Origin of the sequence: Catenulispora pinistramenti, from assembly GCF_018274385.1 — a bacterium.
GTDB lineage: Bacteria > Actinomycetota > Actinomycetes > Streptomycetales > Catenulisporaceae > Catenulispora > Catenulispora pinistramenti.
The window spans coordinates 23842-49239 of sequence record NZ_JAAFYZ010000014.1 but is presented as its reverse complement, the minus strand read 5'-3'; the positions used below and the strand labels follow the sequence as shown (position 1 = coordinate 49239).

26 protein-coding genes are annotated in these 25398 nt (G+C 70.2%); 17 read left to right on the top strand and 9 right to left on the bottom strand.

Features of this window, described 5'->3' with window-relative positions:
* Nucleotides 1-3: 3 nt before the first annotated feature.
* Nucleotides 4-402 (top strand): peptide-methionine (R)-S-oxide reductase MsrB, encoded by a 399-nt coding sequence (gene msrB, locus KGQ19_RS06540; protein WP_212008164.1) that lies wholly within the window; start codon nucleotides 4-6, stop codon nucleotides 400-402.
* Nucleotides 403-428: 26 nt separating this feature from the next.
* Here msrB and KGQ19_RS06535 read toward each other — a convergent pair whose 3' ends face one another.
* Nucleotides 429-1244: a hypothetical protein gene (locus KGQ19_RS06535; RefSeq protein WP_212008163.1), complete on the bottom strand. Its 816-nt coding sequence runs from the start codon at nucleotides 1242-1244 to the stop codon at nucleotides 429-431.
* Nucleotides 1241-3274, bottom strand: a complete 2034-nt coding sequence (locus KGQ19_RS06530) for an ATP-binding cassette domain-containing protein (protein WP_212008162.1) — start codon at nucleotides 3272-3274, stop codon at nucleotides 1241-1243. The genes KGQ19_RS06535 and KGQ19_RS06530 overlap by 4 nt, the downstream gene beginning before the upstream one ends.
* A gap of 250 nt (nucleotides 3275-3524) precedes the next feature.
* Between KGQ19_RS06530 and KGQ19_RS06525 the strand changes: the two genes are divergently transcribed.
* Complete coding sequence (locus KGQ19_RS06525; RefSeq protein ID WP_212008161.1) at nucleotides 3525-3815, top strand: hypothetical protein; 291 nt, start codon at nucleotides 3525-3527, stop codon at nucleotides 3813-3815.
* A 93-nt stretch (nucleotides 3816-3908) separates the two neighbouring features.
* Here the strand turns inward: KGQ19_RS06525 and KGQ19_RS06520 are convergent, their stop codons facing one another.
* On the bottom strand, nucleotides 3909-4691 hold the full coding sequence (locus tag KGQ19_RS06520; protein ID WP_212008160.1) for an NUDIX hydrolase: 783 nt from the start codon (nucleotides 4689-4691) through the stop codon (nucleotides 3909-3911).
* Between the two features lie 440 nt (nucleotides 4692-5131).
* A complete protein-coding gene (locus KGQ19_RS06515) occupies nucleotides 5132-5836 on the bottom strand; it encodes a hypothetical protein (protein ID WP_212008159.1) in 705 nt (234 codons plus the stop codon).
* 151 nt (nucleotides 5837-5987) lie between these two features.
* Between KGQ19_RS06515 and KGQ19_RS06510 the strand changes: the two genes are divergently transcribed.
* Together KGQ19_RS06510 and KGQ19_RS06505 are read left to right on the top strand one after the other, a co-directional pair.
* Complete coding sequence (locus KGQ19_RS06510) at nucleotides 5988-6740, top strand: molybdopterin-dependent oxidoreductase (protein ID WP_212008198.1); 753 nt, start codon at nucleotides 5988-5990, stop codon at nucleotides 6738-6740.
* Nucleotides 6724-7500 (top strand): cytochrome b/b6 domain-containing protein, encoded by a 777-nt coding sequence (locus KGQ19_RS06505; RefSeq protein ID WP_212008158.1) that lies wholly within the window; start codon nucleotides 6724-6726, stop codon nucleotides 7498-7500. Before KGQ19_RS06510 ends, KGQ19_RS06505 begins: the two co-directional genes overlap by 17 nt.
* On the opposite strand, the gene KGQ19_RS06500 is transcribed toward KGQ19_RS06505, so the two are convergent.
* Together KGQ19_RS06500 and KGQ19_RS06495 are read right to left on the bottom strand one after the other, a co-directional pair.
* Entirely contained in the window at nucleotides 7476-8417 is a 942-nt protein-coding gene (locus tag KGQ19_RS06500; RefSeq protein ID WP_212008157.1) for a hypothetical protein, read from the bottom strand. The two genes, KGQ19_RS06505 and KGQ19_RS06500, sit on opposite strands and share 25 nt — an antisense overlap.
* Complete coding sequence (locus KGQ19_RS06495) at nucleotides 8414-10399, bottom strand: DUF4192 domain-containing protein (RefSeq protein WP_212008156.1); 1986 nt, start codon at nucleotides 10397-10399, stop codon at nucleotides 8414-8416. The genes KGQ19_RS06500 and KGQ19_RS06495 overlap by 4 nt, the downstream gene beginning before the upstream one ends.
* A 189-nt stretch (nucleotides 10400-10588) precedes the next feature.
* Between KGQ19_RS06495 and KGQ19_RS06490 the strand changes: the two genes are divergently transcribed.
* The 7 genes from KGQ19_RS06490 (at nucleotide 10589) to KGQ19_RS06460 (ending at nucleotide 17996) form a co-directional block, all read left to right on the top strand.
* Entirely contained in the window at nucleotides 10589-11278 is a 690-nt protein-coding gene (locus tag KGQ19_RS06490) for a response regulator transcription factor (RefSeq protein WP_015795955.1), read from the top strand.
* On the top strand, nucleotides 11275-12831 hold the full coding sequence (locus KGQ19_RS06485) for a sensor histidine kinase (protein WP_212008155.1): 1557 nt from the start codon (nucleotides 11275-11277) through the stop codon (nucleotides 12829-12831). Before KGQ19_RS06490 ends, KGQ19_RS06485 begins: the two co-directional genes overlap by 4 nt.
* 214 nt (nucleotides 12832-13045) lie before the next feature.
* Complete coding sequence (locus tag KGQ19_RS50900; RefSeq protein ID WP_212008154.1) at nucleotides 13046-14815, top strand: S1C family serine protease; 1770 nt, start codon at nucleotides 13046-13048, stop codon at nucleotides 14813-14815.
* A gap of 37 nt (nucleotides 14816-14852) precedes the next feature.
* The gene (gene lipB / locus KGQ19_RS06475; RefSeq protein ID WP_212008153.1) at nucleotides 14853-15662 is read left to right on the top strand and encodes a lipoyl(octanoyl) transferase LipB; all 810 of its coding nucleotides are present in this window, start codon (nucleotides 14853-14855) and stop codon (nucleotides 15660-15662) included.
* A 97-nt stretch (nucleotides 15663-15759) separates the two neighbouring features.
* On the top strand, nucleotides 15760-16713 hold the full coding sequence (gene lipA, locus KGQ19_RS06470; RefSeq protein ID WP_212008152.1) for a lipoyl synthase: 954 nt from the start codon (nucleotides 15760-15762) through the stop codon (nucleotides 16711-16713).
* Nucleotides 16714-17034: 321 nt separating this feature from the next.
* Nucleotides 17035-17220 (top strand): hypothetical protein, encoded by a 186-nt coding sequence (locus KGQ19_RS06465; RefSeq protein ID WP_212008151.1) that lies wholly within the window; start codon nucleotides 17035-17037, stop codon nucleotides 17218-17220.
* Between the two features lie 50 nt (nucleotides 17221-17270).
* Nucleotides 17271-17996 (top strand): DUF4191 domain-containing protein, encoded by a 726-nt coding sequence (locus tag KGQ19_RS06460; RefSeq protein WP_212008150.1) that lies wholly within the window; start codon nucleotides 17271-17273, stop codon nucleotides 17994-17996.
* Nucleotides 17997-18238: 242 nt separating this feature from the next.
* On the opposite strand, the gene KGQ19_RS06455 is transcribed toward KGQ19_RS06460, so the two are convergent.
* Nucleotides 18239-18646, bottom strand: a complete 408-nt coding sequence (locus KGQ19_RS06455; RefSeq protein WP_212008149.1) for an RDD family protein — start codon at nucleotides 18644-18646, stop codon at nucleotides 18239-18241.
* 241 nt (nucleotides 18647-18887) lie between these two features.
* On the opposite strand from KGQ19_RS06455, the gene glnA reads away from it, so the two are divergent.
* The 4 genes from glnA (at nucleotide 18888) to KGQ19_RS06435 (ending at nucleotide 21564) form a co-directional block, all read left to right on the top strand.
* Nucleotides 18888-20312, top strand: a complete 1425-nt coding sequence (glnA, locus tag KGQ19_RS06450; protein WP_212008148.1) for a type I glutamate--ammonia ligase — start codon at nucleotides 18888-18890, stop codon at nucleotides 20310-20312.
* A 210-nt stretch (nucleotides 20313-20522) separates the two neighbouring features.
* Nucleotides 20523-20747, top strand: coding sequence for a type II toxin-antitoxin system VapB family antitoxin (locus KGQ19_RS06445; protein WP_307856356.1), 225 nt, complete (start codon nucleotides 20523-20525; stop codon nucleotides 20745-20747).
* Nucleotides 20744-21154 (top strand): PIN domain nuclease, encoded by a 411-nt coding sequence (locus KGQ19_RS49335; protein WP_307856355.1) that lies wholly within the window; start codon nucleotides 20744-20746, stop codon nucleotides 21152-21154. The genes KGQ19_RS06445 and KGQ19_RS49335 overlap by 4 nt, the downstream gene beginning before the upstream one ends.
* Before the next feature lie 260 nt (nucleotides 21155-21414).
* Nucleotides 21415-21564: a hypothetical protein gene (locus KGQ19_RS06435; protein ID WP_212008146.1), complete on the top strand. Its 150-nt coding sequence runs from the start codon at nucleotides 21415-21417 to the stop codon at nucleotides 21562-21564.
* 21 nt (nucleotides 21565-21585) lie between these two features.
* Here the strand turns inward: KGQ19_RS06435 and KGQ19_RS06430 are convergent, their stop codons facing one another.
* Nucleotides 21586-22113, bottom strand: coding sequence for a hypothetical protein (locus KGQ19_RS06430; protein WP_212008145.1), 528 nt, complete (start codon nucleotides 22111-22113; stop codon nucleotides 21586-21588).
* A gap of 327 nt (nucleotides 22114-22440) precedes the next feature.
* Between KGQ19_RS06430 and KGQ19_RS06425 the strand changes: the two genes are divergently transcribed.
* Nucleotides 22441-22635, top strand: a complete 195-nt coding sequence (locus tag KGQ19_RS06425; protein ID WP_212008144.1) for a hypothetical protein — start codon at nucleotides 22441-22443, stop codon at nucleotides 22633-22635.
* Nucleotides 22636-23205: 570 nt separating this feature from the next.
* Nucleotides 23206-23802, top strand: a complete 597-nt coding sequence (locus KGQ19_RS06420) for a sensor domain-containing protein (RefSeq protein WP_307856354.1) — start codon at nucleotides 23206-23208, stop codon at nucleotides 23800-23802.
* On the opposite strand, the gene wsfD is transcribed toward KGQ19_RS06420, so the two are convergent.
* A complete protein-coding gene (gene wsfD, locus KGQ19_RS06415) occupies nucleotides 23763-25274 on the bottom strand; it encodes a glycan biosynthesis hexose transferase WsfD (RefSeq protein WP_438801861.1) in 1512 nt (503 codons plus the stop codon). The genes KGQ19_RS06420 and wsfD overlap by 40 nt on opposite strands.
* Nucleotides 25275-25398: the final 124 nt, after the last annotated feature.

Below are 25398 nucleotides of genomic sequence, written 5' to 3'. Positions count from 1 at the left end.
CACATGGTCGAGAAGGTGGAGAAGAGCGAGACGGAGTGGCGGTCGTTGCTGACGCCGATGGAGTTCACGGTGCTGCGCGAGGCCGGGACGGAGCGGCCGTGGAGCGGGGAGTACGTGTCCACGCACACAGAGGGGACGTACCACTGTCGCGCTTGTGACGCGCCGTTGTTCCGGTCGCAGGCGAAGTACGACTCACACTGCGGGTGGCCGTCGTTCTACGAGCCCGGCGAGGGCGACGCGGTGACGCTGCTCCAGGACACGAGCCACGGGATGGTGCGGACCGAGGTGCGCTGCGCGGCTTGCGGATCGCATCTGGGGCACGTGTTCGACGACGGTCCGGTGGACCACGGCGGGCAGCGCTACTGCATCAACTCGGTGAGCTTGAAGCTGGACGAGGCCTGATCCTCATCCGGCCGTCCGTCTCGCCCTCACTCGCCGCGCTGCCACCGCATGGCACCCGCGGCGATGCCGAGCAGGGCCACCGTCGCCAGCAGGGCGGTGGCCGCGAGGGACGTCGGCGGGAGCGGGTGCACCCCCGACTTCAGCGGCGGCCACGCGGTCAGCACGCGGGGGTTGAGCAGCGAGGACAGCACGGGGGTGTCCCGCAGGGACTGCTCGGCGCCGGTCAGGGCCTTGGCGACGCCGGGCATCCCGGTCAGCAGCCGGCCGGCGGCCACCGGCACGGCCAGCGCCACGACCGCCACGGCCACCGCGACCGACACCCGGTACCAGGCGGTCAGCCACCCGATGGCCAAACCGAACAGCCCGGCCGCCAGCGCCGCCGCGGCCGCCGGCGCCACACCCTGGAGCACGGGGTCGGCGGCGGCGCCGTCGGGGATCAGCGTGCGGTCGCCGGCGTAGGCCCACGCCAGCGCGAGGGCGTAGCCGAGGGCGGCGGACAGGGCGACCAGCGCACCGGTGAGGGCGGACAGGAGCGCGGTCAGCGTGGCCTTGGCGACCGTCAGCCACGCCCGCCGGGGCACCACGGCAAGGGTCACGTAACGCATCTCGTGGTGCCGCTCATGCCCCGAGGAGGCCGCGCCGATCACGACGGCGGCGGCCAACGCGGGCAACGTCCCCGCCAGCCGCAACAAGGCGACGATCCGCTCCGAGGCACCCGCCGACACCGCCAACGCGGCCGCCACCCCGAACGCGGCGGCCACGACGGCCGCACCCCCCGGCACCCGCCGAGTGGCCCGCAGGCTCCCCAACCGGCGAAGTTCGTAACGGAACGCGGCGATCATGCGGAAGCATCCTGCTCTGCCGGGGCCGCCTCCGCGACCGGAGGGTGCTGCTGGCCTGGTGCTTGCTGGCCTGGTGCTTGCTGACCGGCTGTCTGCTGGCCGGCTGTCTGCTGGCCCTGCGACGCCCGCGCCGCGACGGCGCGCCACGGGGTCATGCCGTCGCTCGCCTCGGCGGCGGGCTCGACGGTCGCGGTCGCGACGGTGAACGGCACGGCGGGCTGGCCAAGGGCTGCGGGAGGTTCGAGCGGCGACACAGGAGGCTGCGACTCGGCTTTGTTGCGACCCCGCCGAAGGCCGAACGGGCTGCTGCGGTGCGGCGATTCGGAGCTGGCGCCGGCGGTGTCGGCCTTCTTGGGTTGGGCGGCCGACCAGCGTGAATGGGCAACCGAGCCCTGGGAACGCCACGAGCCGGCGAACGGTTTGGGCGCCTCGCTGACATGAGTCGCTGACAGGTCTGCGGGTGTGGTCGCCGCCGACTCACGCGGCTCAGCGACCGAGCCCTGCGATGGCCACACTCCGGTTTGTGCCAACTCATGCTCAGCGTCGACAGCGCCTGCAGACTCCCGCTGCTGCGCTGGCCACACGCCAATGCCCTGGCTCGCCTGGCTGGTCTCAGCCGCCAGCCCTTGCGGCAGCGACACCTCAACAGCCGCGACCGATTCACGCGGCTCAGCATGCGAGCTCCCCGAAGACCGCCCGCCAGCACCATTCCGTGCCGCCTCGCCAGCCTCAGCCTCCTGCCGCTCAGCCGCCGCGACGCCAGCCCCGGCCTGTGCCCGGACCAGCTCCTCGCGAGCACCAACCACCGGCGCCTGCAGCTCAGCCGTCGCAGTAGCGGCGTGCGCCCCGACCAGCTCCTCGCGAACGCCAGCTACCGACACCCGCGGCTCTGCCATCGCAGTAGCGGCGTGCGCTCCGACCAGCTCCTCGCGAACGCCAGCCACCTGCACCTGCGGCTCAGCCATCGCAGTAGCGGCCCCGGCCAGCGCCCCGACCAGCTCCTCGCGGGCGGCGGCTGCCGGCACCTGCGCCTCGACCAGCTCCGCCTCTTCGATCTCCTCCGCGACCACCCGCACCCCCGAGTGCCAGGCGGTGGTGCGGTTGAGGCCGGGCAGGAGCTCCTTCTGGCGCGGGACCGGGCGCAGGCCGAAGACGTCGTCGTCCTGGCCGATCTCGCTGAGTTCGTGCAAGCAGATGCCGGTGACGTGGGCGATCTCGCCGATGCGGGCCCGGTCCAGGCCGCGGACCTGGAGGGCGCCGGGGCCGGCGGCGGCCAGGGCGGCGCCTTCGGATTCCAGGGCCGCGGCCAGGCGTGCGGCCTGGGGGCTGCGGACCTGGACGACGGTGGCGCGGCTTTCGTCGAAGACCTCGGCGGCGGAGCGGCTGGCGATGACCCGGCTGACGCCGTCCTGCTCGTCGCGGCGGAGGACGACGACGTGGTCGGCGGTGCCGGACAGGGTGTCGGGGTCGGTGGCCGCGACCAGGACGGTGCGGCCCTGGGCGGCGTAGGCGCGGATCAGGGCGTGGAACCAGGACATGCCGTGGCTGTCCAGGGCCCGGGGCTCGTCCAGGATCAGGGCCGCGGGGTCGCCGAGCAGGGCCGCGGCGATGGCCAGGCGCTGGCGCTGGCCCGGGTCGAGGCGGCCGCAGCGGACCGTGGCCTGCGTGGACAGGCCCGCGACCTCCAGGACCTCGGCGACGCGGGCCTTGGGGACGCCGCCGCCGGCCGAGTAGAGCTGCAGGTGGGCCTGCACGGTGCGGCCGGGGTGGACGGCGTCGGGGTTCAGGGCCAGGCCCACCTCGCGGACCGCGGGCCGCAGGGCCCGGTAGGGACGGCCGCCGAACAGGGTGCGGCCGCCGCCGGCCTCGAGCTCGACCATCAGGCGCAGGACTGTGGACTTTCCCGTACCCGGGGCCCCGAGCAGGGCTGTGACCTGGCCCGGGTAGACATCGAACGAGACCTTCTCCACGGGACCACCGCCCGCGCCGCGGGATCGGCGGGTGCTGGTCAGCTCGATCGCCTCGATCACCGCGACTCCTCTTGCTCCGGGCCCGACCCGCCGCGCGGCGCCGGGCGGTCCGGCAGCCGGTGTCCAGTGATTGATCACCGTCCGCGACATCGCTGTCCGCTACGGTAGCCGTGATCACTCACGGGACCGGGGGAAATCACCGTGAAGAGTGATGAAGTGTCGCAGCAGCTTGCCTACCGCCAGCTTCTGGACAACCCCCCTCGGGCATGCGCACCATGAGAGGAACCCCCCACTCGCGAGGAGGTCTGCAATGGACCTCGCACCCGCCGTACCCCTTTCCGCCGCCATCGCCGAACACCTGGCCGCGACCGAAGGCGAACACGGGCTGTACGCCGAGATCGTCGCCGCCGACCCGCGCCTGACCTTCGCCGTCCAGAACCTGATCCGCGAGCACGCCGAACTGCGCGCCGTGCAGTGCGACCTCGCGGGCATGGCCGACAAGCAGCTGGCCGACCTGGCCCGCCGGCTCAACCGGCACTGCCAGCGCGGGAACGACCTGGTCTACGAGGCCTACGTCGTGGATCTGGGCGGGGAGACCTGAGCCGGGGTCCGGTTCGGTCAGTCCACCGGCTCGGTTCCACCGGTTCAGACCGCTCAGTCTCTTCAGACCGCTCAGTCTCCCTCTTCAGACCGCTCAGTCTCCGGACGGCCGCAGCATCGGCGGGTTCAGCAACGTCGCGCTCCCCCGCCGGAACAGCTGCGCCGGCCGGCCACCCTGCCGCGAGGTGGTGCCGCCGGTCGGCACCAGGAAGCCCGGTGTCCCGGTCACCTTCCGATGGAAGTTCCGCGGATCGAGCTGCACGCCCCACACCGCCTCGTAGACGTTGCGCAGCTCCCCCACGGTGAACTCCGGCGGGCAGAACGCCGCGGCCAGCGACGAGTACTCGATCTTCGACCTGGCCCGCTCGATCCCGTCGGCCAGGATCCGCGCGTGGTCGAAGGCCAGCCCCTCCGAACCGGGCAGCTTGACGACCGGCAGCCACTCCGCCGCCCGCGCGTCACCCCCGGCCGCCGGGAACGGCCCCTCAGAACCCTCCTGCAGCGAGGTCAGCGGCGCGAGCGCCAGATACGCCACCGACACCACCCGCATCCGCGGGTCCCGGTCCGGGGTGCCGTAGCTGGCCAGCTGCTCCAGGTGCACGCCGTGGTCGGGCACGCCCTGCGAATCCTGCCCGGCGACCTCCAGCCCCAGCCCGGTCTCCTCGGCCAGCTCCCGCACCGCGGCGTCGCCCAGACTCTCGTCGGGCTTCACGAACCCGCCGGGCAACGCCCAGCGGTCCGCGAAGGGCGGCTCCCCCCGCCGCACGGCCAGGACACTCAGCCCCTGCTCGGCCACGGTCAGCACGACCAGATCCACGGTCACCGCGAACGGCGGATAGTCGGTCGGGTCGTAGTCCGGGTCGAGGTCCTGTGGCATTGGACCATCGTAGCGTGATGTCGTCAGGGTGACGAGAACTGGGGCCGGCCAACCAGATCATGGCAGGTGGGCACCCCGGTTAATCACCGGATCCGCACGAGTCCAACGAATACGATCGTCATATGGCGAATGAGGATCCTGCGTGGATCACAGTGATCGGCTACGAGAACCTGCCGGGCTGCCCGGCACCCGTGCGCGCCGTCGCCCTTTGACTGATCGACCGCGGCATCGACTGGTTCCCGTTCGACCTCGCCGACGTCCGCATCGACCTGTACTGCGGAGTCCGTGACGACGGACACTGGCACGGCACGTTCTCGATCAAGCTCCGCGCGGACCAGCTCCGGCGCCTGGGCCTGCACCCGGACCAGCCCTGGTCGCACATCACCGGACCCGGACGCCCGGCCTGGGCGCATGCCGAAGCCCTCCGGGGCATGATCGGCTCACCGAAGCACCGACGCGGCTAACCGCAGCGGCTTCATGGCACTCCCGGTGAAACGCCAGGTGGCGATCTCGACCTCGGTGGCGCGCAGCGGGATCGGGGTCAGGTCGCGCCGGTCGGCGACCCAGTCGATCAGGGCCCGGGGATCACCGACCGGGGCGGCGAAGTGCAGGATGTTGAGATACCAGATGTCGCGCTTGAGCCCGATCCCGTCCTCCAGCCAGGCGTCGTCGCCGAGCGCGGCGGCGTAGGCCGCTGAGAGCCGGTCCGGGGCGTCATCGACCGGGAGCGCGCACGCCATCACCGACAACGGGGTCAGCGTCAGGCCGAAGATGTCGAACGCCAGAGGCGGTACGCCGGCCGACGCCACGCTCAGGGCCTTGGCGTAGCGCGCGACACACGGATCGTCGTCCCGGATGTCGGCACGCGGGTACTCGAGGGCACGCATCGTCAGGTGCGAGTTGCCCACGGCACCGGTCAGCCAGTGACCGTCACCGGCGACCACCGCGGCTTCGCGGGCCAACTCCGCCAGCGACGCCTCCGCCCCGGGATCGGGCCGGAGCAGCGCCGACACACCCCACCGCCGGCTACCGCCACCGGGCGGCACCTCGATCCGGTGCGAGCCGTCGGCCACCGCGGCCGCCCCCTCGGCGAAGAGTCGGTCGAACGGGGCCCGGTCGGTCCGGCAAGGCATCGGCTCAGTCACTCGGTGTCCTCCAGGCTGCGATTCTCGGGGTTGGAGGGGAAGACACATGACCGGCTTCGCTCGGTTCCAATTATTACGAACCAAGGAACCTCCCTCCTGTTTGCTGGTGCAGCATGACCTGCGGTGATGTGATGGGCCTGTGGCAGAGGCAATGGACGCTGCCCGCGGTGGTGCGAGCGGGAGCGGTGACGGGCCTGGCCGGTCTGATCGGGAGGGGCGGCCGGTCGGGCGACGTGTGGTGTTCGGGGTGGTGGGGCTGGGTGCGATGGGCGTGCTCGGCGGGTCCGCCGTCCAGCGGTTCCTGGCCGACGTCGCGGCGCACGATCCGACCGGGCTGACGAACCTGCTCCCCCTGGGGAACCAGTTCCGCATCTACACGGTGACCGGGAGCGTCCCGACGCCGGATCCGAACACCTACCGGCTGTCCGTCACCGGCCTGGTGGACCGGCCGCAGCACTACTCGCTGACCGATCTGGCGGCGCTTCCGCAGATCGACATGGTGCGGGACTTCCAGTGCGTCACCGGGTGGCGGGTGCCGAAGGTGCCGTGGAGCGGGGTTCGGCTGAGCGACATGTTGGCGCTGGCCGGGGTGCAGAGTTCGGCGAAGGCGTTGCGGTTCGTCTCCTTCGACGGGACCTATACCGAGTCGTTGACGCTGGACCAGGCCCAGAACCCGGACATGCTGGTGGCGCTGAAGATGCTCGGCGGGCCGGTGAGCCATGAGCACGGCGGGCCGGTGCGGCTCTACGCGGCGCCGATGTACGGGTACAAGAGCATCAAGTGGCTCCAGGAGATCCAGGTGGTGGACGCGGTCCATCCCGGCTACTGGGAAGGCTACGGCTATGACATCGACGCCTGGGTCGGGAAGTCCAACGGGAGGAACGGCGATGTCCCGACCGGCTGAGGCCGGCGCCGTCCGGCGGCGCATCGAGCGCTTCACGCGCGCCGAACGGTACGTCCACCGCGCGACCGCCACGTTGATGCTGGTGCTGATCGCCACCGGGGCGGTGCTGTACCTGCCCTCGTTGTCGGTGCGGATCGGGCACCGTCCGGTCGTGGCGTTGATCCATCTGTACTGCGGGTTCGCGCTGCCCATCCCGATGGCGGCGGGGCTGTTCTCGCGGGCGTACCGGGCAGATGTGCGGCGGCTGAACCGGCACGGCGAGACCGACCGCGAGTGGCTGCGGAATCGGGCCTGGCGGCGTGAGCGGGCCCGGGAGCTGGCGCTGCCGGTCGGCAAGTTCAACGCGGGGCAGAAGCTGAACGCGGCGTTCCAGTGCGGGGCGATCCTGGTGATGGCCGGGACCGGGACCCTGATGTGGTTTCCGCACCTGGTCGGGGTGTCGGCCCGGACCGGTGCGACGTTCGTGCACGACTGGCTGGCGCTGGCGATCGGGTTCGTGGTGATCGGTCATGTGTGGTTCGCACTGAACGACCGCCAGGCCCGGATCGGGATGCGCACTGGATATGTCACGCGGGGTTGGGCGCAACGGGAGCATCCGGCCTGGGCCGCCGAGGTGGCGGCGCAGGACCGGTCCGGAGACGGGGACCCGGACCCGGATGCCGTGGGTGAGGCGGAGGACCGCGCGGCCCGCGGCGAGGCGGGCGCGCGCGATCGAGAGGAAGGCCGGGCCGTCCATCAGGCGCGGGCCTGGGACAGGTAGTCGACCATCGCCGTACAAGGGGTGCGGCGGTGGGTGACGACGACGTCCATGGCGTCCGTGGCCGGGTGCAGGTGCGCCACCATCTGGCGGTCGTTGCCGGCCACGGAGGCCTCGCGCAGACACGGGGACGCCGACGGGTCGGCCGCGGCCGATGCCTGGTGCGACTGAGGCGCGGACGATCGGGCCGCGACGCCGCCGGGGATGTCGGGGATATCGGCGGATTGCCTGCCCGCCACCAGCATCTGCTTGGTGTTGGCCGGTCTCGCGGCCGGGACCAGCGGGTTCGGGAGGGTTCGGGAGCGGGCCGCAGGGGCGGACGTCAGGCCGGCAGCAGCCTGCGACTCTGGGGTGTACAGCTCCTCCGCACGGGGACTGGTGTGGGATACCCGGAAGGCGTCGATCACCGGCCGGCGGCCGTTGGCGGGGACGCCGGTCGCGGTAGCGGGGACGCCGGGGCCGGCGTTGGCGTGGGCCACGAGGGCAGGCTCGGCGAGCCACGGGACGTAGTGGCCGTGGTGGCGGGTGGCCAGGATGTGGCCCAGCAGACCCATGTCGGCCGGGTGGTCCGGGACGGTGAGTGTCCAGCCGGAGGCCGCCCATTCTTGGACGGTCATGGTGCCCGGCTCGGGCTCGACGCGGTCGTGGTTCAGGTGGTGCCGGGCCTGCGGTGCGCTGGGCTTGACCGGATCGGCGCCGGTCGACGCGGCACCGAGGGCCGGGTTCGGCAGCATCGGCACGGCGAGCACCGCGATCGCGACGGCGAGACCGGTGGTGCCACGCCGGGTACGGGTCGGCGTCGCACGGGGCTGGAACAGGGCGTGTGCGGCTCGACGCCGAACGTCGGCCAGGGCCCGGGGAAGGCGGGGCTGCGGCTGCTGCGCCGGGGCCGGCGGGGCGACTTGCTCTATGCGGTTCATGGGATCTCCAGATCGGTTCCGGATTCGGTGGGGACGTTTTCGGTGGAGCGGGGAGAAGGGATCGGGGCCGGAGCGGAGTCCGGATCTGAACTGTCAAAACCGGCGCCGTTGTCGAAACCGGCGACGGTGTCGGATTCGACGGCGGCCTCGCCGAACAGGTCGCGCCGCGTACTGGCGGCGGACTCGCGCACGCCCTCGCCGTCGATGGCGTGGTGCAGGCCGGCGCGGATCAGCGAGGCGAACTTGTACTCGGAATCAATGGCCAGCGCCCGATCCACCGCACACTGCGCGATGGCGGGCCGGCCGATCGCCCACGCCGCCCACGCGGCCAGCGCGTAGGGGGCGAGGCGAAGCTCAGGATGGGGCGCGCGCCGGGCCAACTCGGCGCCGAGGCGCAGCAGCCGCCCGGCGGAGTCCACGGTCGCGGCGGCGCACGCCAGGTAGTCGCGCACCCGCCAGTTGAGCAGCGCGATCAGCAGCTCGGCCGCCTCGCCGTCGGTGATGACCGGCGGTGCGAGCAACGAGCCGGGCGGCTCGGCGAGCGCACCGAGCGGCACGCCCTCGGACTTGCCGGCGAGCGACGGAATGCGGTTGCTGACCCGGCGGGAGTTGCGAGCCGCCGGGATGACGGCACCGGTGGAGTGCGGGGGGCGCGGCTCGGACTGGTCGGCGGGAGAGCTGTCGGAGCCAGAACCATCAAACGCCGAACCATCAAACGCCGAACCATCAAACGCAGAGCCGTCGAACGCAGAGCTGCCGAAGGCAGAGCCCGGAGATGCGGGACCGTCATCGGCATCCGACCGGGAGGACGGACTCGCCGCCGAACCGCTGAAGCCGTCATGAGGCTGCGAGTCGGAACCGCCGACGCCAGAAGCGTCATCCGATGACGAGGCCGCGGCATCAGCCGCGCGGCCCGATCGGCCGGCGAGGGCCGTGGTGGCGCTGTCGGACAGGCCCCGGCGGCCGGCGCGGGGGCCGTCGGTTCGGGGGGCGCGGGATGTGGCCGGCTCGGTGTCGGGGCCGCAGCGGGCCAGGAGGACGTCCATCAGACGGCGGGCGTCGGCCAGGCCGGCGTCGGTGTCGTACCAGGTGGGGTCCAGGTGTTCGGCGGCCTCGGCGGTACGGGCCAGGGCTTCCGGCGGGTAGGGGTCCAAGGTGGCGTCGAGGGCTTCGCGGCTGGCGTAGACCGTGTGGCCGCGGGTCGCGAAGGCGCCGGCCAGAGCGGCGGGGGCCTCGGCCGGGACCACGGTGCCGGCCGCCGGGCAGCAGCGGTTGTTGCGGCACATGTAGGACCACCAGCGGCCGTTGGCGCTGTAGAGGGCGTCGACGACGGTGACGCGTTCCTCGCTGGCCGCCGCCTCGAGCTGGGCGCGGAACGCGGCCATCAGTTTGCGGCAGTGGTCGGGGCGGGCCTTGGCGCCGGTCGCGGCGCGCGGGCCGAAGGCGACCAGGATGGCGATGTCAGCATCCTGGTCGCGCAGCCGGGCCGCGAGTTCCAGGGCGGTGCCGCGTTCCTGGCCGCGGACCTGGTCCAGGTCGATGCGGACGCCGTGCCGGATGAAGCTGCCGCCTTCGGCCGAATGGCTGATGCCCAGGATCACCAGGCTGTTCTCCGGGTGGAAGCCGAACAGGAACGGGATCGAGGCGACCACCGAGCCGGGGGAGGCCAGGCGGACGGTGCTGACCGGGCCGGCGGCGGCCTCGGCGGTCGCTCCCTGGTCGGCGGTGCCGCCATCGGCACTGCCGACATCGGCACTGCCAACATCGGCACTCCCGACATCAGCACTTCCACTCGCACCGCCCCCGCCACCCGCGCCGCCGCCGGCCTGGCCCGGGATCCCGCCGCGCGCACTGCGCGGCCGGGGCGGGCGCTGGGCTCCGGATTCGGCTCCGGATGCGGCGCCGCCGGTATCGGGGCCGCCGGGCCGGAGGCCGGCGGCGGGGGCCGCGGCTCCGGGGGCGGAGGTGAGGTCGTGATCCATGACCGCTACTGTGCCGATTCGCGGGTACGGAGCGCGACCAAGACATGACCGACTGTGGATAAACCGGGGTTGTGGATAACGCGTATCCCTCTAACGGACTAATCCGCATGCGCGACGGCAAGGCGGCCGTCTGGAAAAACATCGGCATGATCTCAGCGTCTTCTCAACCGAGAGGGGCAGAATGCGGCCATGCACATCCTCGTGGTGGACGACGATCAGGCGGTCCGGGACTCGCTGCGCCGCTCGCTGGCCTTCAACGGCTACGAGGTCGAGCTGGCGGCCGACGGGCTGGCGGCACTGGAAGCGATCGCGAAGCGGCGGCCGGACGCCGTCGTGCTCGACGTCATGATGCCCCGGCTGGACGGCCTGGAGACCTGCCGCCGGCTGCGCTCGGCCGGCGAGGACCTGCCGGTCCTGCTACTCACCGCGCGCGACGCGGTCCCGGACCGGGTGGCCGGCCTGGACGCCGGCGCCGACGACTACCTCCCCAAGCCGTTCGCGCTGGAGGAGTTGCTGGCCCGGCTGCGCGCGCTGCTGCGCCGCACCCAGGGCAGCCTGGCCGACCAGTCCGACGCCCCGCTGGCCTTCGCCGACCTCACCCTGGACCCGGCCACCCGCGAGGTGACCCGGGCCGGCAAGCCGGTGCGCCTGACCCGCACCGAGTTCAACCTGCTGGAGCTGCTGATGCGGCACCCCCGGCAGGTCCTGACCCGGGCCCAGATCCTGGAAGAGGTCTGGGGCTACGACTTCCCGACCACCGCCAACTCGCTCGAGGTCTACGTCGGCTACCTGCGCCGCAAGACCGAGGCCGACGAACTGCCCCGCCTGATCCACACGGTCCGCGGGGTGGGGTACTCCCTGCGTGAGACGGCACCGTGAACCCTCTGATCACTGCTGAACACCCGGAATCCGAGGAGCACCTGGGACCCTACGAACGGTTGCGCGCGAAGATCACGGAGGTGATGTCGCACGTCCCGCTGCGGACCCGGATCACCGCGCTGGTGATGGTCGCGGTGGGGCTGAGCGTGGCGCTGGCCTCGATCGCGGGCTGGGTGACGGTGCGGAACCAGATCCTGAGCCAGATGGACACCACGCTGAGCAGCCACGCCACCCAGATCGCCAAAGAGGTGCAGATCCAGGAGGACAACCAGACCAAGCTCCAGGTCAAGGGCAATCTCGACGTGCCCTTGTACACGGACACCGAGGTCGTGGTCTTCGACAGCGACGGCGTGATCAACTACATCGCGCCGTCGACGGTCATCCCGTCGGTGCAGCCGATCCCGGCCGACGTCGCGGTCGCGCAGGCCGGCGGGACCGCCAGCAACTTCCGGACCATCGTCTTCGGCGACGGCACCAAGGCCCGGGCGATCACCGTGCCGGTGCCGCCGAGCGAGTACTCCCCCGGGACCCGCCAGGCCCTCCTGCTCGCGCAGTCCATGCACGACACCCAGCAGACCCTCAGCCGGCTCAGCCTGGTCTCCATACTGGTCGGCATCGCCGGCATCGCGGTCGCCGGCAGCGCGGGCATCACCGTCGGCCGGGCCGGCCTGCGCCCGGTGGACCGGCTCACCGAGGCCACCGAGTACGTGGCCCGGACCGGCGACCTGCGCCCGATCGAGGTCCAGGGCACCGACGAGCTGGCCCGGCTGGCCACCAGCTTCAACAGCATGCTGACCGCGCTGGCCCGCTCGCAGGACCATCAACGACGCCTGATCGCCGACGCCGGCCACGAGCTGCGCACCCCGCTGACCTCGATGCGCACCAACATCGACCTGCTCTCCCAGGTCTTCGGCGGCGGCGAGTCCGAACACGCCGCGCCCGGTTCGGGCCCGCCGCGGATCAGCGACGCCGACCGGTCCGAGCTCATCGCCGACGTCCGGGCCCAGATGGAAGAGCTCTCGGTGCTGGTCGGCGACCTGGTCGAGCTCTCCCGCGACGCCAAGCCGCAGGCCGCGCCGGAGCCGGTGAACCTGGGCGACGTGGTGCGGCAGGCCGTGGACCGGGTCCGCAGGCGGGCCCCGGGACTGAAGTTCGACATCCAGCTCCAGCCCTGGTTCCTGGAAGGCGATCCGGCGGCGCTGGAGCGCGCCGTGACGAACCTGCTGGACAACGCCGGCAAATGGAGCCCGGAGGACGGGACCGTCACGGTGCGCCTGGCCGACGGCTTGCTCCAGGTCTCGGACCAGGGTCCGGGCATCGCCGAAGAGGACATGCCGCACGTCTTCGAGCGCTTCTACCGCTCCACCGAGGCCCGCACCATGCCGGGCTCCGGGCTGGGCCTGGCCATCGTGCGGCAGGCCGCCGAGAACCACGGCGGCCGGGTCGCGGCGGCGCGGGCGCCGAGCGGCGGGGCGCTGCTCGGACTGTGGCTCCCCGGGCGGCCGACCGAGGACGCCGACTCGACTAGCAGCGGCTCGGCAGCGGGTTCTTAAGCGGAACCTGAGTGGCACCTCACAGGCGCGTTCCCCTATGGGCGAACGCGCCTGATGCCGTTCTTAAAGCAAGTACCGCATATGGTCGTTACCCAAGTCGTTACCCAACAGGACCCGTACCTGTGGAAACACAGGGGTACGCGGCCCTCCTTTTTCGGTCACCTCTTGTCCGGGTCTCAGCAGCATTTAAGGTGAACAGGCGAAGCTCCTCCTCATGAACGAACCCTCGAGCAACGCAGGCGGCGTCGGCGGCCTGGGCGACAACGGCGCCAACGAAGCGGCGGACCAGGACGTGCGCGCAAGCTTCGGCGCGAACCCCGCCGCGCCCAGCGGCTCCGGGGCTCAGGACCCCCAGGCAATGCTCCCGCAGCAGGACGCGCTCCCGCCGACCGCGGCGTCGCAGCCCGTCCCGGGAGAGCCGGACGCGACCCTGATCCAGCCCGCGGTCCCGGCCCCGCCGGACCCGGCCGCCGGCGGGTACCAGGCACAGTCGGGCCCGGCCCCGCAGGCACCGCAGCCCCAGGCCCAGCCGCAGCCCCCGATCCAGCCGCAGACCCAGCCCGGCGCCGCGTTCGGCCAGGGCGCGCCGGGCCAGCAGGCGCCGCAGCCGGGCCTGGGCGGCCACCTCGGCCCCGGCCCGACGCCCCCGCCGAACTGGGCCGCGCCCTCGGACGGCACGGCCTTCCCGCCCTACTCTCCCCCCGTCGCCACCTCCCAGCGCTCCTCGCTCGGCGCCGGCAAGATGCTGGTCGCCGTGGCCCTGGTCGCCGGGCTGATCGGCGGCGGCATCGGCACCGCGGTCACCTACGCGGCCAAGGACAACAACAGCTCCTCCTCCGACACGGCCGCCTCCAGCTCGCGCTCCCCCCTGAACACCAACAACACCGCGCTGAGCACCCCCGGCAGCGTCACCCAGGTCTCCGCGCACGTGATGCCGAGCGTGGTGGACATCCAGGTCAGCCAAGGCAACGGCAGCGGCGACGAGGGCACGGGCATCATCTACAGCTCGGACGGCCTGATCGTCACCAACAACCACGTGATCGCCGCCGCCGACCCGAACCAGAACACCGGCAGCTCCAGCCAGAACGGCAATGGCAACGGCAACGGCAACCCGTTCGGGGGTGGCAGTGGCGGGAACAGCGGCGGTAGCGGCGGGAACAGCGGGGGCAGCAGCGGCGGCGGCGCGGCGACCATCACCGTCACCTTCAGCGACGGCCGGACCGCCAACGCGCACATCGTCGGCGACGAGCCGCTGGCCGACCTCGCGGTGATAAAGGTCGACGGCGTCTCCGGGCTGACCAAGGCCTCCTTCGCCGACTCCAAGAACCTGCAGGTCGGCCAGCAGGTGGTGGCGATCGGCTCGCCGCTCGGCCTGACCAGCACCGTCACCTCCGGCATCGTCAGTGCCCTGAACCGGCCGGTGGAGACCCAGGCGGAGAACGGCAGCACCGTGGTCCTGGACGCGGTCCAGACCGACGCCGCGATCAACCCCGGGAACTCCGGCGGCCCGCTGGTGGACATGGAGGGCAACGTGATCGGCATCAACTCCGCGATCGCCTCCAACGACCAGAGCTCCGGCGGTCTGGGCGGCGGCAGCTCGCAGGCCGGCTCCATCGGCCTGGGCTTCGCGATCCCGATCTCCGAGGCGCTGCCCATCGTGGACGCCCTGGCCCAGGGCAAGCCGGCGCAGATCGCGTCGCTGGGTGTGGCGCAGAACGGCCAGAGCGACACCACCACCCGCACCGCGACCGGCTACAAGGTGGAGCAGGTCACCGCCGGCGCCCCGGCCGACAAGGCGGGCCTGAAGGCCGGCGACGTGATAACCAAGATCGGCGACCGCCTGGTGTACTCCTACCAGGACGTGGCGGCCGCGGTGCGCTCGCACCGGCCGGGCGACACCGTCCCGATCACCTACTCCCGCAACGGCTCCACCACGACCGTCAACGTCACCCTCGGTGTGCTGGCGACCACCCCGACCCAGTAGCAGCAGGGGCGGTAAGAACCAGGCGTACCCTTGAGGGGTGTCTGACGAACGTGGAATCTCGGTCCTCCGCGCCGGCTTCGGCGCGGAGGCCGTTCCGTATCTGGCCGCGTGGGATCTCCAGCGCGAGGTCCACGCCCGACGGGTCGCCGACGAGATCGACGACACCCTGATCCTGCTGGAGCACCCCCCGGTGTTCACGGCCGGACGCCGCTCCGCCCCCGAGGAGCGACCCACCGACGGCACCCCGGTCATCGACGTCGACCGCGGCGGCCGCATCACCTTCCACGGCCCCGGCCAGCTGGTCGGCTACCCGATCCTGCGGCTGCCGGAGGCGATGGACGTGGTGGGCCACGTCCGGCGGCTGGAAGAAGCACTGCTGCGAACCTGTGCCGACCTGGGCCTGCCGCAGGCCACCCGGATCCACGGCCGCAGCGGCGTGTGGATCCTGGGCGATGAGATCGAGCGCCAGGACCTGGGCGGCCTGAACCTGCGGCTGAAGACCGTCGGCGCGCCGGTGGACGACGACGAAGAGTTCGACCCCCGGCTGGCCGGGCCCGAGTACGCGCCGTCCAACGCCGGACAGCGCAAGGCCGACCGCAAGCTGGCGCAGATCGGCGTGCGGGTCGCCAAGGGCGTGACCATGCACGGTTTCTCGATGAACTGCGATGTCGACCTGGCCTGGTTCGACAAGATCATCCCCTGCGGGATCCGGAACGCCGGCGTCACCTCGCTGTCCGCCGAGCTGGGCCGGGACATCACGGTCGAGGAGGTCGCGCCGCTGGTGGCCGGGCACCTGGACGACGTGGTTTCCGAGGCGTACGGCCTCGTCGGCGCCGGGAAGGAATAGCCCGCGCGCCCCGTAGGCTGCTAATCACAGGTATGCGCGGTACGCGCTCCGCGGTATCCGACTGACGCGGTATCCGATTGACGCAAGGAGACTCGAAGTGACGGCCGTCACCCCAGAACCCGAAGGCCGCAAGCTGCTCCGGCTTGAGGTCCGCAACAGCGCCGTCCCCATCGAGAAGAAACCCAGCTGGATCAAGACCCGCGCCAAGATGGGTCCGGAGTACACCGGGCTGAAGAGCCTGGTGCGCAGCGAGGGCCTGCACACGGTGTGCGAAGAGGCCGGCTGTCCGAACATCTACGAGTGCTGGGAAGATCGCGAGGCCACCTTCCTCATCGGCGGCGACCAGTGCACCCGGCGCTGTGACTTCTGCCAGATCGACACCGGCAAGCCCAAGGCCTACGACACCGACGAGCCGCGGCGCGTGGCCGAGTCGGTGCAGACCATGGGCCTGAAGTACGCGACCGTCACCGGCGTGGCCCGCGACGACCTCGAGGACGAGGGCTCCTGGCTGTACGCCGAGACCGTCCGCCAGATCCACGCGATGCTGCCCGGCTGCGGCGTCGAACTGCTGATCCCGGACTTCCACGCCAAGCCCGAACACCTCGCCGAGGTCTTCGGCAGCCGGCCGGAGGTGCTGGCGCACAACATCGAGACCGTGCCTCGGATCTTCAAGGAGATCCGCCCCGGCTTCCGCTACGAGCGCTCGCTGGACGTCATCCGCCAGGCCCGCGACTTCGGCCTGGTCACCAAGTCCAACCTGATCCTGGGCATGGGCGAGGAGCGCGAGGAGATCTCGCAGGCCCTGGCCGACCTGCGCGAGGCCGGCTGCGACCTGGTCACCATCACCCAGTACCTGCGGCCCTCGCCGCGGCACCACCCGGTGATGCGCTGGGTGAAGCCCGAGGAGTTCGTGGAGCTGGCCGAGGAGGCTCGGGAGATGGGCTTCGGCGTCATGTCCGGGCCGCTGGTCCGCTCCTCGTACCGGGCCGGGCGGCTGTACAAGGAGGCCGTCGAGGCGCGCGAGGCGGCCGCGGCCGGCGTTCCGGCGTGACGTCGGCCCGCCCGGCGTAACGTCGGTGGATCCGAGATGATGTCGGCCGTCCCGGCGTGACGTTGGTCGCACCTCAGACGGTTTCGAAAACCGCTACTCAGCCCCTTTGTTAGGACGCTGCGAACAACGGCCCCGGTCCAGATCGGACCGGGGCCGTTTTGTGTGCCGGCGGAACGGGATCCGCAGTATTGCGTATCCCGTTACCACGATTTGACCGGCCACACTAGGCCCTGTAACAAAGAATATTGACAGTGGTGGTGGACCGCCACCGGCTCCGCTCCCCCGACGTCCCCCCTCTTTTCTCCTGGTCGAGGTCTTGCCATGAGCACCACAACGTACTCCGTCCGCACCATGCTTCTATCGTTCGAGCGCCGGGTCCTGCGGGCCGGCGGCCAGCGCGGCGCGTTGGCCAACGCCCACGCCGCCGTGCTGGAGGGCCGGGAACGGGCCGCGCTGCGGGCCGAGGCGCACGAATCGCTCACCGCGATGAGCCTGCGGACCCGATAACGTCCGCACTGGTTTACCACCGGGCGCGGGCACCACGTATCCTGCGTGGCATGGCACGCGACACCACGAAGACCCCCGCCGACGGGGATGCGCCCAAGAAAAAGGGTCGGCTGAAGCAGATCCGCGAGGTCTACGGGATGACCCGCAAGGAGGATCCCAAGCTTCCCCTGGTCCTGGCCGCCTGGGCCGTGGCCGCCCTGGTGGTGTTCGTGGCGCTGGGCTTCGCGCTCGGCTCCCCGCTTTTCTACGGCATCTTCGGCATCCCGGTCGCGGTACTGGCCGCGATGATCGTCTTCGGGCGGCGGGCCCAGCGTGCGGCCTACTCCTCGATCAAGGACCAGGCCGGCGCCGCCGCCTCGGTGCTGGACACGCTGCGCCGGGGCTGGGACGTCACCCCCGGCGTCCGCTTCAACCGGCAGCAGGACATGATCCACCGGGTGCTCGGCCGCCCGGGCATCGTCCTGGTCGGCGAGGGCAACCCGAACCGGCTCAAGGCGCTGTTCACCGAGGAGCGCCGGCACCTGACCCGGCTGTTCGGCCCGGACGTGCCGCTGGTCGCCGAGGACATCGTGGCCGGCGACGAAGAGGGCATGGTGCCGCTGGGGCGGCTGAACAAGAAGGTGATGCGGCTCAAGCCGGCCACCGGCAAGGGCTACCTGCGTCCGGCACAGGTGCAGGAGTACCAGAACCGGCTCAAGGCCGTCGGGCCGAACATGCCGATCCCGAAGGGCCCGATGCCGCGTAACGGCAAGATGCCGCGCGGCCAGGTGCGCTGAATCGTCACAAGCCCGCGTCTGCGTGCTGTAACCCTAGCGAAACGCCATGGAACGTACGACGGCCCGCGACCGGTCTCCGGTCGCGGGCCGTCGGCGTTGTGCGCGGGTACGTGCCGGGGCACTGGGCGGGGCACTGCGCGAGGCATTGCGCGGAGACGCTGGTCAGCGTGCGTCTCGTGGGCGCCCGATGCGGATATCGCTTGCTTTTCGGCCGCGGGGCCGTGCTCCACGCGCCGGATCGGTCAGCGGGTGGAGATGATCATCGTGTGCGCGACCCGGTCGTGCAGGCCGCGGCCGTCGGCGTCCCAGACCACCGCCGGGATGACCAGGAACAACAGCACGGTGCGCATCGCGATCTTGTACGGCGTGGCCCTGGCCCCCTGATCGGAGCTGACCCGCAGGCCCAGGATCGCCATCCCGAAGGTGGAGCCGCTGATGGACAGGCCCACCAGGTACATCACCGCCAGCAGGCTCAGTGCCGCGAACTGGCCGGACTTGAACAGCCGGTCGCCGACCAGCAGGTAGGCCACGCCGTAGGCGATGGCCCAGTCGATCATCAACGCGGCCAGCCGGCGGCCGACCGGGGCCATCGAGCCCGGACCGGTCTGCGGGAGGCCGAAACGCTGGCCGGAATAGTCGGACGAGGTCATGGCGTCCACGGTACCCCGCACACTTTCCACGCCCGCCACCAACGTCGCCCCCGACCATTCCAGGGGCGCCGACCTGCCCACAGGGTAGGTTGGAAGGGAGCCGGGCTCCGTGTAACACGCCGGAAACAAAAGGGACACGGCCGGGAAACCCCCCGGTCCTACGGTCACAGAAGTGCCCGTTGGGTCCCGGCCCCGGTGGCGAGAGGCTTCCGGCCGGTGAGAGTACTCAAAGGAGTAGTGGATGTTCTCGAACGCCGACGAGGTACTGGCGTACCTCAGGGACAACGACGTGAAGAGCGTCGATGTGCGGTTCTGTGACCTGCCCGGGGTGATGCAGCACTTCACGGTGCCGGTTGAGTCGTTCGACGCCGACGTCTTCGCCCAGGGCCTGGCCTTCGACGGCTCCTCGATCCGCGGCTTCCAGGCCATCCACGAGTCGGACATGCAGCTGCTGCCCGACGTCAGCACCGCCCGCCTGGACCCGTTCCGCGCGGAGAAGACCCTCAACATCAACTTCTTCATCCACGACCCGCTGACCGGTGAGGCCTACTCCCGCGACCCGCGCAACGTGGCCAAGAAGGCCGAGGCGTACCTGAAGGGCACCGGCATCGCCGACACGTGCTACTTCGGCCCGGAGGCCGAGTTCTACGTGTTCGACGACGTCCGCTTCGCCTCCGGCCCCGGCGAGAGCTTCTACCACATCGACGCCGAGGCGGCGTTCTGGAACACCGGGCGCTCCGAAGAGGGCGGCAACCGGGGCTACAAGCCGCGGGTCAAGGGCGGCTACTTCCCGGTGGCCCCGAACGACCACTACACGGACCTGCGCGCGACCATGAGCCGCACGCTCATCGAGTCCGGCCTGATCGTCGAGCGCCAGCACCACGAGGTCGGCTCGGCCGGCCAGGCGGAGATCAACTACCGGTTCAACACCCTGCTGGCCGCCGCCGACGACCTGATGCTGTTCAAGTACATCATCAAGAACGTGGCCTGGCAGGCCGGCAAGACCGCGACCTTCATGCCCAAGCCGGTCTTCGGCGACAACGGCTCGGGCATGCACTGCCACCAGAGCCTGTGGAAGGACGGCGTCCCGCTGTTCTACGACGAGGTCGGCTACGCGGGCCTGTCGGACACCGCCCGCCACTACATCGGCGGCATCCTGAAGCACGCCCCCTCACTGCTGGCCTTCACCAACCCGACGGTCAACAGCTACCGCCGCCTGGTCCCCGGCTACGAGGCGCCGGTCAACCTGGTCTACAGCCAGCGCAACCGCTCGGCCTGCATCCGCATCCCGATCACCGGCTCGAACCCGAAGGCCAAGCGCATCGAGTTCCGCTGCCCGGACCCCTCCTCGAACCCGTACCTGGCCTTCTCCGCGATGATGATGGCCGGCCTGGACGGCGTGAAGAACAAGATCGAGCCGATGGCCCCGGTCGACAAGGACCTCTACGAGCTCCCGCCGGACGAGCACGCCTCGATCCCCCAGGTCCCCGGCAGCCTCCCGGCAGTGCTGGACTCCCTGGAGGCCGACCACGAGTACCTGCTCGAGGGCGGCGTGTTCACCCAGGACCTGATCGACACGTGGATCTCGTACAAGCGGGAGCGGGAGGTCGACCCGGTTCGGCTGCGGCCCACGCCGCATGAGTTCGAGCTCTACTTCGACATTTAGAACGTGGCTTGACCTGCGGAAACGCAGTTTGAAGAAAATGCGCCACCTCGTATCGCCCCAGGTCAGCAAGCCGCTGACCTGGGGCGATACCCGTATCTATGGGTCCGGGGATCCCTCATGTTCACCCGCCCGTGGGCCTGACATCGGCATGTACATGATGTACATTAGGGACACATGCCATGTACATGCGACCAGATCGGAGGCGGACCCGTGTCGCTCACCCAAATCGATCTAGACGAGGACGCACTGGCAGAGGCCATGAGGCTGCTGGGAACGACGACGAAGAAGGACACCGTCAACAAGGCCCTGCAGGAGACAGCAGCCAGGCTGAGGCGCCTTGAGGCTATGCGGAAGCTAACCGCCATGGGCGCACAAGGCGACTTCGACAGGGGCATCGCCGCGTACGAAGCACGAAAAGAGGCGTGGCACGAGTGAAGTTCGGGTTCCTCCTCGACACCTCAGCCTTCTGGCATCTGACGCGCACCCCGGAGACGATGAAGGCCTGGGAGCACTACGGCGCGGAGGGTCTGTTCCACGTCAGCGAACCGACACGCGCCGAGATTCTCTATTCTGCGGAGAATGCCGCACACCGTGACGAAATGGCCAGCGTCGTCGATGTCCTGTGTGGGATGGCACCAGTGCCGAAGGATGCATGGCGCTGGGTCGATGCCGCCCAGTACAAACTCACGCTCAAGTCGCAGCACCGCGGACCCGGCCCCATCGACCTTCTGGTCGCCGCGACAGCCGTGCACCACGGCCTCACGGTTCTGCACGTCGACAACGACTTCGTGGCCATCGCCTCTGTACTGTCGGAGCTTCGACAGCAGGATATCCGCAGCTAGTAAGGCATGTGGGCCGAAGTGGGCCCGGCATACTCAGCGGCAGGTTTTCCGCAGGTCAGAGGTTTTCATGGCGAGTACTTCGACATCTAGAACGTGGCTTGGCCTGCGGAGACGCAGTTTGAGAATGTTGCAGCACCCCGTATCGCCCCAGTTCTGCAAGTCGCTGACCTGGGGCGATACGCGTATCTACAGGTCCGAGGATCGCTGCGGCGGATCCCGCCCTCGACTACCGCGCGTGCGGCAAGCACGGCGAGCCGACCGTGGTGCACGTCGACCAGGAGCACGACTTCGCGATCACCTGGTCGCGGACGTTCTGCCCGACGCGGACTGCCGACGGCTACCGGTTGACCGACGCCGTCATCACCGCGCTGCTCGACAAGCTTGCCGCTGTGGCCGTCGAGGGCGAGTAGCCGTACGGCCTGGGTAGCGCCCTACCGTTCCCCAACAGTGCGCGGCCATGGATAGTCCGGGTCCGCGGTGATCGCCACCAGATGCGGGGCGTCGCGCGGGAAGGCCCAGACGCGCCCCAGGGTGCTGGTGGCGGTGACCGTGGCCTCGTCCAGGGTGACTTCGGCGAACGGGTTGGACGAGCAGGCCACTGCCAGCCACTGCAGCGTGCGCTGCTCGTCGTCAAGGGTCAGCGCGACCCAGCCGATGCTGCCGTGGCTCGCCGACTCCCCGGCGAGGGCACGGTACCCGGCGTGGCTGGACGAGGCCATCGTCCCGTCGACGTCCAGCCAGTCGCCGGCGCGCCACGCAGTGGCCCGCAGGGTCTGCGACCAGTGCCAGTCCTCCGACCGCGGGTCGTGGCGCGCGTCATGCGCACGGAGTCGTACCAGGCTCATCACCGACAGCGACCCGTCGGAGTACACGATGAAGTCTCCGTCGGGGGCCTCGCGGTTCCGCCAACGTTCGTGGACGTCGTCAGGAGGATCAGGCACCACTTCGTAGAGGTTCACAGCGGCCATGATGTTCGAGGTGCTGGAGACGAGTCCAGCTCGCGTAGGCGGGGTGGGCCCAGAGTGGGCCGCCCGTACCCACTCGCCGCGTTTCCGCAGCTCACAGGTTTCCATGTCTAGTACTTCGACATCTAAATTGGACACTCGGTGTTGATCATGAGTGTTTTCGAGCCTCATGCGGGCCCGAAATGGGCCGGATGATCTTGATCCGGGGCGAAAGATCGGTGACCGTGGTGGCGAGGCCACCGTGCTGAACTATCACGCCGCCACCATCGCCGCGCTCGGCGCCGCATCCGCGCCGTCACGCTATATCAGCAGGCCCTGGCCATGAACCGGGAACTACACAAACCCACCGACGAGGCGATCTCTCTAGAGGGTATAGCCGACCACGACCTGGCTACCGGCGATCGCGCCCAGGGCCTGGCATACCTGAACCAGGCGTTGCATATCTACCGACGCCTTGGAATGGGCCCGGCCATCGAGCGGGTCCGGGCCCAGCTGTCCGATCTCGACGCACATTAGCCGTGGCACTGTGGGCGCCGAATATCGTGGCAATGTCGGACAGGCGGCATGTTCGTATCCGTGCGGAATGCTGCCGCTGGCGCGCCCGGCCTGGACAAGACCTCTGGGGCTGGTACGGCGTGGGGAGGCCGAAAGTGGGCCCGTCGCCACAGTAAGGACCCGTCCAGTTGGGGCGCCGGTCCGCAGCAGGATTCGGCCTCTCCCGCTCTCCCGCGCTACGTCCCCGAGCGCGCTGCCCTCGCGGTGCTGATCGGCGCCGCCCGAGATCTCGTGCGTCGCGACGGCTGGTGCTAGATCGCTGATCGCGGTGACACTCGTTGTTCATTTCGGCCGTCTCTGGGTGCTGCTATGTTGACCGCCATGCCGTTCGGGACCAAGGGTGTTTCCATAGCCGTCTTCGCAGCGATAGTCCTGAGCATGGCGGCCTGTAGCACCGGCGGTTCGGCGAAGGCCGCCAAACCGTCGGCGAGTACGAGGACGGGTGCAGTTTCGAGTACGAGCGCAAGTCCGAGTACGAGTGCACAGGCCGCATCCTCCGGTAGCGCCTCCGGATCCACGCTGACGACGGACGTGATCAGCAAGCAGATCCTGCTGACCGGCAAGGACGAAGCCGGCTACACCTTCGACCCCTCGCAGGACAGCAAGGCGACCACGAACGTCCAGGACGTGGTGGCCACCGGGGGTAGTGCCTGCCAGGTCTTCGTGGACGCGCAGGAAGCCCTGGTCCCTAAGTACGGCACGACGGCCGAGGTGGACCGCGAGCTCACGAAGGCCGGGGACGGCCACTCGATCGAGGACTCGGTGATGACGTTCCCCTCCGCTGCCAAGGCCTCGGCGCTGATCACCGATCTCGCCGCGGGGCTCAAGGGGTGCCAGAGCCTCTCCGTGCCGCAGCAGGGCGGCGGCTCTGTCACCATGTCGCCCAGCGCGATTCCGGAACTGGCCAAGGCCGGGCAGGCCGGCTACATCGACTACCTGACCGCCGACGGCAAGGCCGAGCTGATGGCCGCCGAACTGGTCGCGGTCGGTACGGCGGTCTCGGTCGTCGCCATCATCGGGCCGGTGTCGACCGATCCCACGGTGCTGAAGCAGATGGGCGGGACGCTTCTGTCCCACCTTTCCGATGTTCAGGCCGGGCGGTTGAAGAGCGCGCAGGGTGCGAGCTGACCGCTTGTCGGGGGCGCTTCATCGTCGATGAGATCGCGGAGGGACGAAACGCTGCGCGCGAATCGGGCCGCGAATATCCACAGGGGTGCGAGCGTGGCGCAGAACAGGCTTATCGCCAAGTGCTTCGTGACTTCGTTGCCCTCCCCGAAGACGGCGGTCAGGTACTGGAACACCGAGCCGGCCGCGAGCACGAGGGCGACCGTGGCGAACGCGTGCCGGAGCGAGCCCTTCGCGCCGCGGCGGCGAAGGGTGATCGCCCCGGCGAAACAGGCGATCCAGTACGCCACGATGCCGCCGAAGCCGACCCAGGCGAAGCGGTTCGCCAGCCAGGAGACGACCGCGACCCGGTGCTCCTCCCGCTGGGCCTGCCCCCGGCTGTCGGCCTTGCTGTAGTTGCCGATGTAGTAGCCGGTGCGGAACATCCGCGAGAAGGGCCCTGATCCGCTTGCCAGGACCCGGGCCGCGAGTCGGGGGTGGGTGGCGAGATAGCCGCCGAGGCGCGGGATGGTGACGCGCGAGGAGTCGAACGCGGGATCCTGCTGGATCGGATGCGCGGACCAGATGCTGGTGCCGCTGTAGCCGCCGAGGGAACGCGGCAGCCCGAGCCCCGCGGCCACGGCGCCCGGGTCGTCCGACAACGGCATGAGCGTCATGGTGAGTTCGTTCCGCACGTTCGTCTGCTGGTCCCTGGGGCCGCCCCCGAAGACACCGCCCTGCCACATGGCCACGCCGATCAGCGAGACGACGGCGAGCACGGGGATAGAGCGGTCCAAAGAACGTCCGCCAAGACGGCGCCACCCTCCTCGACAGCCGACGAAGAAGGCTCCCAACGGCACCACCAGTGTCAGGGACTCGACTTTCGCACCGACGGCGAACAGTGCCCCCGACCACGCGACGACATACGCGGCGCGTCGTCTCCGATGTTCGGTCATGGCCGCGACGCCTGCCACCGCGAACACCGCAAGACCCCAGATCGCGGCAGTCTCCGTGTAGGGCGAGTTCGCATAGTCGGCGAAGGTGGCCTCGGCCAGGACCAAGAACAACGAACCGAGGACGACAACGCGCGGCGCCACGGACAAACCTCGTACCAGCCGCGAAGCAGCCCACATCACGAACCCGACGATGACGCAGTACTCGATGACCAGTTCCCGCAGGTCGATGACGCCGGGAAGCCTGAGCACGTACCGGTGGACCGCCGCCGCGAGCCAGGCGGGAAGAAGCATCGTGGACGGATACGACTCGCATCGGTGACGCGGCCCCACAGCGGGATAGTTCTCCACGACGTAACGCCAGAAGGGCACCTGCGCGCCGTGAACGACCCGCGCGTCCGCACCGACCAGGCACAGCAGCCGGGACCCGTCGTTGTTATCGGCCATGCCCACTGGGACTGGTATCAGCAGCCGTACAGCCATCGCCACAGCTGAAGCGACTCCCAGCCCAACCGAGGCAAAGGACGTTCCCCTCCCGATCACTCTCACCCCTCTTTAACCGGGGGACCGGCAGACGGGGTTGTATCGCGAACGAAGATCATCGGTGGGGCATCCGCTGCCAACTTAGTCCCACAACTGCTATCTTGGTCCCACAAGTTGGCGGAGC

What these genes read in the sequence shown, in the direction of transcription:
- KGQ19_RS06495 (WP_212008156.1), bottom strand. Translation starts at nt 10,399, where the DNA reads ATGGATCACGACCTCACCTCCGCCCCCGGAGCCGCGGCCCCCGCCGCC.
- KGQ19_RS06490 (WP_015795955.1), top strand. Translation starts at nt 10,589, where the DNA reads ATGCACATCCTCGTGGTGGACGACGATCAGGCGGTCCGGGACTCGCTG.
- KGQ19_RS06520 (WP_212008160.1), bottom strand. Translation starts at nt 4,691, where the DNA reads ATGCCACAGGACCTCGACCCGGACTACGACCCGACCGACTATCCGCCG.
- KGQ19_RS06460 (WP_212008150.1), top strand. Translation starts at nt 17,271, where the DNA reads ATGGCACGCGACACCACGAAGACCCCCGCCGACGGGGATGCGCCCAAG.
- KGQ19_RS06465 (WP_212008151.1), top strand. Translation starts at nt 17,035, where the DNA reads ATGAGCACCACAACGTACTCCGTCCGCACCATGCTTCTATCGTTCGAG.
- KGQ19_RS06510 (WP_212008198.1), top strand. Translation starts at nt 5,988, where the DNA reads ATGGACGCTGCCCGCGGTGGTGCGAGCGGGAGCGGTGACGGGCCTGGC.
- KGQ19_RS06535 (WP_212008163.1), bottom strand. Translation starts at nt 1,244, where the DNA reads ATGATCGCCGCGTTCCGTTACGAACTTCGCCGGTTGGGGAGCCTGCGG.
- KGQ19_RS06500 (WP_212008157.1), bottom strand. Translation starts at nt 8,417, where the DNA reads ATGAACCGCATAGAGCAAGTCGCCCCGCCGGCCCCGGCGCAGCAGCCG.
- msrB (WP_212008164.1), top strand. Translation starts at nt 4, where the DNA reads ATGGTCGAGAAGGTGGAGAAGAGCGAGACGGAGTGGCGGTCGTTGCTG.
- glnA (WP_212008148.1), top strand. Translation starts at nt 18,888, where the DNA reads ATGTTCTCGAACGCCGACGAGGTACTGGCGTACCTCAGGGACAACGAC.
- KGQ19_RS06525 (WP_212008161.1), top strand. Translation starts at nt 3,525, where the DNA reads ATGGACCTCGCACCCGCCGTACCCCTTTCCGCCGCCATCGCCGAACAC.
- KGQ19_RS06425 (WP_212008144.1), top strand. Translation starts at nt 22,441, where the DNA reads ATGAACCGGGAACTACACAAACCCACCGACGAGGCGATCTCTCTAGAG.
- KGQ19_RS06505 (WP_212008158.1), top strand. Translation starts at nt 6,724, where the DNA reads ATGTCCCGACCGGCTGAGGCCGGCGCCGTCCGGCGGCGCATCGAGCGC.
- KGQ19_RS06455 (WP_212008149.1), bottom strand. Translation starts at nt 18,646, where the DNA reads ATGACCTCGTCCGACTATTCCGGCCAGCGTTTCGGCCTCCCGCAGACC.
- KGQ19_RS50900 (WP_212008154.1), top strand. Translation starts at nt 13,046, where the DNA reads ATGAACGAACCCTCGAGCAACGCAGGCGGCGTCGGCGGCCTGGGCGAC.